The following is a 7495-nucleotide window of genomic DNA, read 5'->3' on the forward strand; positions in this document are numbered from 1 at the left end:
CGCCAGATCCCGCTCGCTTCATTCCGCCTGACACCTCCCAGGCCGATTTTTCCGGATCATGAAACTGACGACCGAAGCCTCCCGCCAGCCGAGCGACGATCAGCGGTTCCATCTGCTCGTCGATGCGGTGACCGACTATGCCATCTCCATGCTGGACCCGGCCGGCACGGTGACGAGCTGGAACTCGGGGGCGCAGCGCATCGAAGGCTTCTCGCCCGCCGAGGCGATCGGCGAGCCGCTGGCGCGGTTCTTCACGGCCGAGGACCAGGCGGCCGGCGTCCCGCAGCGCCTGATGGACGAGGCCTCCCGAGACGGCCGCGCCGCGCGCGAAGGATGGCGGCTGCGCAAGGACGGCTCGCGCTTCTGGTCGTTCACGGTCCTCCGCCCGATCGAGGAAGCGCCGGGCCGCCGCATCGGCTTCGCGCTCGTCACCCGCGACCTGTCGGAGCGCCGGGCGGCCGAGGAGGCTTTGCAGGCCAGCGAGCGCAACTTCCGCCTGGTGGTCGACAGCCTGACCGACCACGCCATCTACATGCTCGATCCCAGCGGCAACATCACGCACTGGAACACCGGCGCGGAGCGCATGAAGGGGTTCTCGTCCGACGAGATCGTCGGCCAGCACTTCTCGCGCTTCTACACGCGGGAGGACCGCCTCGCCGGACTGCCCGTGCGGGTTCTCGACACCGCGATCCGCGAGGGCCGCTACGAGGCCGAGGGCTGGCGCGTGCGCAAGGACGGCACCCGGTTCTGGGCCTCCGTCGTGGTCGAGCCGATCCGCGTCGACGGCAGCCTGGTCGGCTTCGCCAAGATCACCCGCGACGCCACCGAGCGGCGCGCCGCCCAGGAGGCGCTGCGCGAGAGCGAGCGCCAGTTCCGGCTGCTGGTGAAGGGCGTCACCGATTACGCGCTCTACATGCTGGATCCGAACGGCAACATCACCAACTGGAACGCCGGCGCCGAGGCCATCAAGGGCTACACGGCGGACGAGATCGTCGGCCAGCACTTCTCGCGCTTCTACACCGACCACGAGCGCGCCGCCGGCTTCCCGGCTCGCGCCCTGCAGCGGGCCGCCGAGGAGGGCCGCTACGAGGCCGAGGGCTGGCGCATGCGGCGCGACGGCCAGTTGTTCTGGGCCCATGTGGTGATCGATCCGATCCGCGACGAGACCGGCACGCTGATCGGTTTCGCCAAGATCACGCGCGACATCACCGAGCGGCGCGAGGCCCAGAAGGCGCTGCAGAAGGCCGAGGCGCAGCGCGCCCGCGCCCAGAAGATGGAGGCGCTCGGCCAACTCACCGGCGGCGTCGCGCACGACTTCAACAATCTGCTGATGATCATCGGCGGCCACCTCGCCACGATGAGGACGCTGGCCGGCAACGACCCCAAGGGCCTGCGCGCCGTCGAGGCGATCGGCATCGCCACCAAGCGCGGCGAGGCGCTGACCCGCCAGCTCCTCACCTTCTCGCGGCGCCAGACCCTCAACCCCGTGGTGATCGCCGTCGACGACCATCTCGACGGTTTCCGCGCCATGATCGAGAGCTCGATCGGAAACGCCGCCACGCTGGCGATCGACGTCCGCCGCTCGGTCTGGCCCGTCAAGGTCGACGTCAGCGAGTTCGAGCTCGCGCTGCTCAATCTCGTCGTCAACGCCCGCGACGCCATGCCGAACGACGGCATGATCACGATCGTCTGCGAGAACGTCGTGCTCGCCGCGGCCGATACGCCGGACGCGGTCTCTGGCGATTTCGTCGCCCTCTCGGTCGCCGACACCGGGACCGGCATCGCACCCGACATCCTGCCGCGGGTGTTCGATCCCTTCTTCACCACCAAGCAGGCGCAGCAGGGCACCGGCCTCGGCCTCTCCCAGGTGCACGGCTTCGCCCATCAGTCCGGCGGCACCGTCACGGTCGAGAGCCGGCTCGGGGCCGGCACCACGGTCACGATCTATCTGCCGCGGTCGCACGCCCGGCCGAAATTCGGCGAGGCGACGACGATGCCGGTCGGCCAGGACGGGGCCGCGCTGCTGGTCGAGGACAACCCGGACGTCGCCGAGATCAGCGCCGCCATGCTGGTCGAGCTGGGCTACCGGGTGGAACGCGCCGCCGATGCGGCCAGCGCACTCGCGGCGGTCGCCGAACGCGACTTCGCACTGGTGGTCAGCGACGTGGTGATGGCCGGCGACATGGACGGCTTCGCCCTCGCCCGCACGCTGCGCCGGCAGCACCCCGATCTGCCGATCGTGCTGGTCACCGGCTACAGCGAGGCGGCGGCCCGCGCCGACAGCGAGTTCACGGTGGTGCGCAAGCCCTTCCAGCTCGCCGACATCGGCCGCGCCGCGGCGAAAGCGATCGCCGACACGCGCGCGACGCCCAGCAATCTGGTGCAGCTCAGTGAAGCGCGCCGCCGCACACGCGACGACGATCCGGCCTGATCGGCTGCTGCGGCGCCGACCGAGCAGGAACGCGGATCGCCCGATGGCGTTGCGCGTTCAGGAGTCGTCAACCGCGACCGGCGCAAGCCCGACGACCAGCCATGCGGGCATTCGCATGGCTGCGTCTGCATCGAGGTGTTACGCATCGGGCACAAGGACGTCCAAAGATGCGGGCGACGGCAGCTCCGAACCTCATCGCCGGCACGAAGCTTGCCTCGTGAATCGAGACGCGGCACGCCACCTCAGGAGCTACTCGGATGACTCAGTCGCTCGCCGAAATCGTCATGGGCGCCATGCCCGTGATGGCGCTCGCATTGTCGGTCGTGCTGCTGCCGCTGGCGATCGAACCGCCGGCCGACCCGCGCGCGGTGCGCCAACCGGCGCCGAAACGCCGACCGTGATCTGATCACGGTCCGTCGATCCAGGGCGGACGCGCTACAGCCGGCGAACCCGCGGCTCGCCGCGCGATCCGGCGGTCAGCGCCGTGACGGCCCACACCAGGGCGTCGAGGCGGTCGGGCGAGCGGCCCGAGGAGAGGCCGTCCAGGCCGAAGTCGCACATCTCGTCCTCGAGCGGCGGAAACGCGCCGACATGCTTCACCCGGCCCTGCTCGTAGAGCGCCGCGACCGGCTCGGCCCGTAGCCATTTCCCGCGCGTCGCGTGCACGGCCTTCACCGGCACGGTCGCGTCGACCTCGCGCAGCACGGTCTTCACCATCTCGCCGCCCATGTTGACCTCGGCGACGATGGCGTCCGCGTCGAGCCGGCGAACCAGCGCGACGGCGCGCGCCGCCCACGCGGCCGGCGTCAGCCCGCTCTCGGAGGCGTCCTCCAGCACGTAGACGAGACCGCCCTCGCCCCGCCCGGCCGCGACCATGCCGCAGGCATCGGCGCCGCGCCGCGACGAGCCGGGCGGATCGAGCCCGACGACGATACGCGACAGCGGCGGCGCGGCGCGCACCCGGCACGCCTCGATCAGGGCGCGCGACCACAACGCGTCGGGCCGATCCTCGATCAGCTCGCCGTCGAGCTCCTGCCGGCCCAGCCGGGTGCCGGCATAACGAGCCACGACGGTCCTCAGGAACGCCGGCGCCAGGTGATCGCGGTTCGCCGCCGTTCCGGCCCGGGTGACGCGCGTGTGCGGATCGGCGATCAGCCTCCTGATCAGCGGGATCGGCCGCGGCGTCGTCGTGATCATCTGGCGCGGCGTGGTGCCGAGGCGCAGTCCGAACTGCAGCATGTCGAAGGCGGCGTCGGCGTAGCGCCACTTCGCCAGCTCGTCGCACCACGCCGCGTCGAACTGCGGCCCGCGCAACGAATCCGGATCGTCGGCGGAGAACACCTGCGCCACCGCGCCGTTCGGCCATTCGAGGCGCCGCCGCGTGGGGATCCACAGCGGCCGCTCGCCGCGGGGCGAGATCGTCAGCAGGCCGGAGGCGCCCTCCACCATCACGTCGCGGGCGTCGCGCTCGCTCTCGCCGACCAGCGCCAGCGCGCCGTAGCGATGCGCCGCATACGGAGCCGTGCCGTGCACCAGCGCCCGCACCCATTCGGCGCCGAGCCGCGTCTTTCCGGCACCGCGCCCGCCCAGCACCAGCCAGGTGATCCACGGCGCGCCGTCGTTGCCGGTCTCGGCGTGCTCCTGGTGCGCATGCGCGAACAGCGCGAAGTCGTCAGCCAGCCTCCGCAGCGCCGTCGGCGGCAGGGTCGCCAGCATCGTCTTCGTCAGCCCGGCGGCCGACGAGCTGCTCAATGCGGCGCGCAAGCACGCGACGGAACTCGTCGAGGTCTCGGGGCAGGTCGTCATCGGGATCCGTCGCGGCCGCGGGCTCGCGCATGCGGCGCACCTTCGCCAGCGTGTCGGTGAGGCGCTCGAGGCTGCGCACGATGCGCTCGGTGTCGGCCGCCGGCTCCGGTTTTCGCACCCGGCCGGCGTGGCTCGCCTCCAGCGCCGAGATCTCGCGGGCGACCGCCTGCTCGAGCCGCGCGACCAGTCCCTCGACCGCCTCCGGCGCATCGGAGGCCGGGGGTGCGGAGGGCACCTCGGCCGACGACTCGGGGGGCGGCCGGCCCGCGCCGCGACGCTGCCAGCCGTTCGCATGGATCAGCGCCCGGAACGACGTGCGGGGAATGTCGTGCGAGGCCGCGATGGCGGTGACCGTCTCCGACGTCTGCTCGTAGCGGCAGCGCAGCTCGGCGAGCAGCGTCGGGTCCCAGACGCGCTTGGCGAACCGGCTCGTCATGGCGGCCTCGCGGAGAGCCCGTCGATGCGGGCGGACGTGCGATCGGCACGGCGGGCCGCAAGCGCGCGAGCGAGATCGAAGCGGAGGGAGCGAGCGGGTGCGCCCGCGCAGCGGCGGGACACGCCCCGCCGCGACGAGGATCGGACAGCCGCCGTCGCGTCCGCACGGCAGCCGGCGACGGCCGGCCGCGGCTCCGACAGCCATTCAGGCGAGGCGCGAGATGCCCGCCCGGATCACGGCTTCAGGGTCGTGACTTCCCGGCAGTTCATGGCCCCGAAGGTGGTGCGCACGCATTCGCGCGACGCCACATAGGTGGGCCGCGGCGCCTCGACGACCTTGGCGGCCGGAGACGCAGACGGGGCGGACGACATCGCGGACGATGTCGTGGCCTTGCCCCCCACCGGCTGTGCTGCCGTGGGCTGGCCCGGCGCCCCGCTCCGCTTCGACGCGAACGGAAGCTTGTCGAACGCGAACAGCACCAGGGCGACGGCGACGAGGGCGTAGACGATGCGCATGACGACTCTCCGAAATGGGGCGTCCGGCTCGATCGAAGCAGCGACAGGATGGGGCCGGCCGCCAGAAAAAATCCGTTGGAACAATTCCATGTCGGACGTAGCGAGGTACCGCGGCGCGGTCAAGAGGCGCCCGCGGCGGACCCGCCGTGCCGCAGTCGCTTGCATCGCCGTACCTCGACAGCAGGAACTTTCGACAATCGCTCCCGTTGAGCCAGCGACCGGCCGCGGCGGCGGCCAGAACGCTGGAGGCGAGGCATGAACGGTATCATCTATCTGGTCGGGCTCATCGTTGTGGTGATGGTCATCCTGTCGTTCCTGGGTCTGCGTTGACCGCGGCGGAGGGTGACATGACCTGGACCGACCCCGTGTCCGAGCCGGGCGCATCGACGCGCGCCGCCGGCTTCTCCCCCCAGTGGGGGCCGATCGTGGCGGGCGCGCTCGCCGCTGCCGCTCTCGCGCTGGTGCTTCATGCCTTCGCGGCGGCGGTCGGCCTGTCGATCAGCTCGACGGCCCCGACCTGGCGCGACACCTCCTTCGCCCTGGTGCTGCTGTCGGGCCTTTATCTGGTGCTGTCGGCACTCGCGGCCTACGGCCTCGGCGGCTATGTGACGGGCCGACTGACCTCGGCGCGCTATGCGCCCGACAGTGACGAGGCCGAGCTGCGCGACGGCGCCCACGGGCTGATCGCCTGGGCGCTCGCCACCATCCTGACCGCGCTGATCGCCCTCTCGGCCACCCAGGCGCTCAGCCGCGTCACGGCGCCGGGCAGCGGCAATGCCGGCCCGGCCGCCTCGGTCGGATCCGAATCCCTGATCGCGCCGGAGATCGACCGGCTGTTCCGCTCGGAGCGTCCGCCGCAGGGCGACGTCGCGGCGACGCGCGCCGAAGCCGGACGTCTCCTGCTCTCCGCGTCGAGCCACAGCGGCCTGCAGCCCGACGACCGGGCCTGGCTGATCCGGCTCACCGCGGCCCGCACCGGCCTCAACGAGGCCGACGCGACGCGGCGGGTCGACCAGGTCGTGGCGCGCTCGTCCGAGACCATCACCAAGGCGCGGCGGGCCGGGCTCGTGATCGGCTTCATGACCGGTGCGGCCGCCCTGCTCGGCGCGGTCGCGGCGTGGTTCGCCGCCGTGGCGGGCGGTCAGCATCGCGACGGCGGCGCGGTCCCGGCCTGGATGGGCCATCGCCGGCCGGTGACGACGACCAGCCGCACCGTCCTGCCCTGATCGAAGCGTCGGGATCGCGCGACCACGGCCGCGCGATCCCGAGCTGCCCGGCAACCCCGCACATCGCCGTGCGGCGCGCGACCGACCGGAACAGTCCGATCCACCCCACGTTGCCTCGTTGACGATCCGCCGAACGGCGGAGCGACGGGCTCGTTCGTGCAGAGCGGCAGCACGCGACGCCCGTGACCGGCTGGAACGAGCGCATTCACCAACAACACGCCGCAGGAGGAACGTGCATGCGTCGGACAGGTCTTCGTCTTCTGAGCTCGACGGCCCTCGCGGCCGGGCTCGCCGTGGCAGCCTTCACGCTGCCTTTCGCGGCGAGCGTCTCGACACCGGCCGCCGCGCAGGAGCGCGTCGAGGTGTCGGCGGAATTCCGCGGGGCGCTCGAGCCGCACGGCAAGTGGCAGCGCCACCAGCGCTGGGGCGAGGTCTGGGTGCCGGGGGACGTCGGTCGCGACTGGCGGCCCTACACGCGCGGCCGCTGGGTCTACTCCGACGATTACGGCTGGTACTGGAACGCGGCCGAGCAGGAAGCCTCCTGGGGCACCGTCGTCTATCACTACGGCCGCTGGGTCGAGGACGACCAGATCGGCTGGGCCTGGGTGCCGGGCAACGAATGGGCTCCGGCCTGGGTCGACTGGCGCCGCGGCGACAAGGCGGTGGGCTGGGCGCCGCTGCCGCCCGACGAGATCGTCGTCGAGGTGCGCGAGCGGCCGGCCTACTGGACCTTCGTGCGTCCGCGCGACCTCGTCGCCGCGTCGATCGCCTCGGTGCTGCTCCCGGTGCGCGAGCGCGACGTCTATCTGCGCGACACCGTCATCGTGAACCGCACCGTCGTCGTCTCCGACCGCGGTCCGCGCTTCGCCGTCAATCCGGGCATCCCGCCGGCCTATATCGCGGCGGCCTATGGCCGCCCGATCCGCACCTGGTCGGTGCAGCCCCGCATCCTGGCCGGCACCGGCATGGTGCCGGGCGGCGTCGAGGTCCGGGTCGACGATCTGCGCGACCGGCGCAGCCGGGTGATGCGCGACAGGTCCTACATCCGCGAGAGCCGCACCACGGTGGCGCCGGCCCGCAA

General features: G+C 72.1%; 7 protein-coding genes. 4 read left to right on the forward strand and 3 right to left on the reverse strand.

From position 1 onward, the window contains the following. Positions 1-58: 58 nt before the first annotated feature. Both CH341_RS11015 and CH341_RS34145 read left to right on the forward strand, forming a co-directional pair. Complete coding sequence (locus CH341_RS11015) at positions 59-2431, forward strand: PAS domain-containing hybrid sensor histidine kinase/response regulator (RefSeq protein ID WP_111419078.1); 2373 nt, start codon at positions 59-61, stop codon at positions 2429-2431. A 257-nt stretch (positions 2432-2688) separates the two neighbouring features. Further along, positions 2689-2832 (forward strand): hypothetical protein, encoded by a 144-nt coding sequence (locus tag CH341_RS34145; RefSeq protein ID WP_170149572.1) that lies wholly within the window; start codon positions 2689-2691, stop codon positions 2830-2832. Between the two features lie 34 nt (positions 2833-2866). On the opposite strand, the gene CH341_RS11020 is transcribed toward CH341_RS34145, so the two are convergent. The 3 genes from CH341_RS11020 to CH341_RS11030 all read right to left on the reverse strand — a co-directional run bounded on the left by CH341_RS11020 (position 2867) and on the right by CH341_RS11030 (position 5188). Then, entirely contained in the window at positions 2867-4147 is a 1281-nt protein-coding gene (locus CH341_RS11020; RefSeq protein ID WP_111419079.1) for a DNA-packaging protein, read from the reverse strand. Next, positions 4104-4673: a hypothetical protein gene (locus tag CH341_RS34150; RefSeq protein WP_170149573.1), complete on the reverse strand. Its 570-nt coding sequence runs from the start codon at positions 4671-4673 to the stop codon at positions 4104-4106. The genes CH341_RS11020 and CH341_RS34150 overlap by 44 nt, the downstream gene beginning before the upstream one ends. Positions 4674-4906: 233 nt before the next feature. Further along, the gene (locus CH341_RS11030; protein ID WP_111419080.1) at positions 4907-5188 is read right to left on the reverse strand and encodes a hypothetical protein; all 282 of its coding nucleotides are present in this window, start codon (positions 5186-5188) and stop codon (positions 4907-4909) included. A gap of 347 nt (positions 5189-5535) precedes the next feature. On the opposite strand from CH341_RS11030, the gene CH341_RS11035 reads away from it, so the two are divergent. After that, positions 5536-6414 carry a hypothetical protein gene (locus CH341_RS11035; RefSeq protein ID WP_245430994.1) on the forward strand — a complete coding sequence of 293 codons (879 nt, stop codon included), beginning with the start codon at positions 5536-5538 and terminating at the stop codon, positions 6412-6414. A 236-nt stretch (positions 6415-6650) separates the two neighbouring features. Further along, positions 6651-7495: DUF6600 domain-containing protein (locus tag CH341_RS11040; RefSeq protein ID WP_342635010.1), on the forward strand; the 845-nt coding region annotated here is incomplete at its 3' end.

The organism is Rhodoplanes roseus, assembly GCF_003258865.1.
GTDB classification, from domain to species: Bacteria; Pseudomonadota; Alphaproteobacteria; order Rhizobiales; family Xanthobacteraceae; genus Rhodoplanes; species Rhodoplanes roseus.

What these genes read in the sequence shown, in the direction of transcription:
- CH341_RS11015 (WP_111419078.1), top strand. Translation starts at nt 59, where the DNA reads ATGAAACTGACGACCGAAGCCTCCCGCCAGCCGAGCGACGATCAGCGG.
- CH341_RS34145 (WP_170149572.1), top strand. Translation starts at nt 2,689, where the DNA reads ATGACTCAGTCGCTCGCCGAAATCGTCATGGGCGCCATGCCCGTGATG.
- CH341_RS11020 (WP_111419079.1), bottom strand. Translation starts at nt 4,147, where the DNA reads ATGCTGGCGACCCTGCCGCCGACGGCGCTGCGGAGGCTGGCTGACGAC.
- CH341_RS34150 (WP_170149573.1), bottom strand. Translation starts at nt 4,673, where the DNA reads ATGACGAGCCGGTTCGCCAAGCGCGTCTGGGACCCGACGCTGCTCGCC.
- CH341_RS11030 (WP_111419080.1), bottom strand. Translation starts at nt 5,188, where the DNA reads ATGCGCATCGTCTACGCCCTCGTCGCCGTCGCCCTGGTGCTGTTCGCG.
- CH341_RS11035 (WP_245430994.1), top strand. Translation starts at nt 5,536, where the DNA reads ATGACCTGGACCGACCCCGTGTCCGAGCCGGGCGCATCGACGCGCGCC.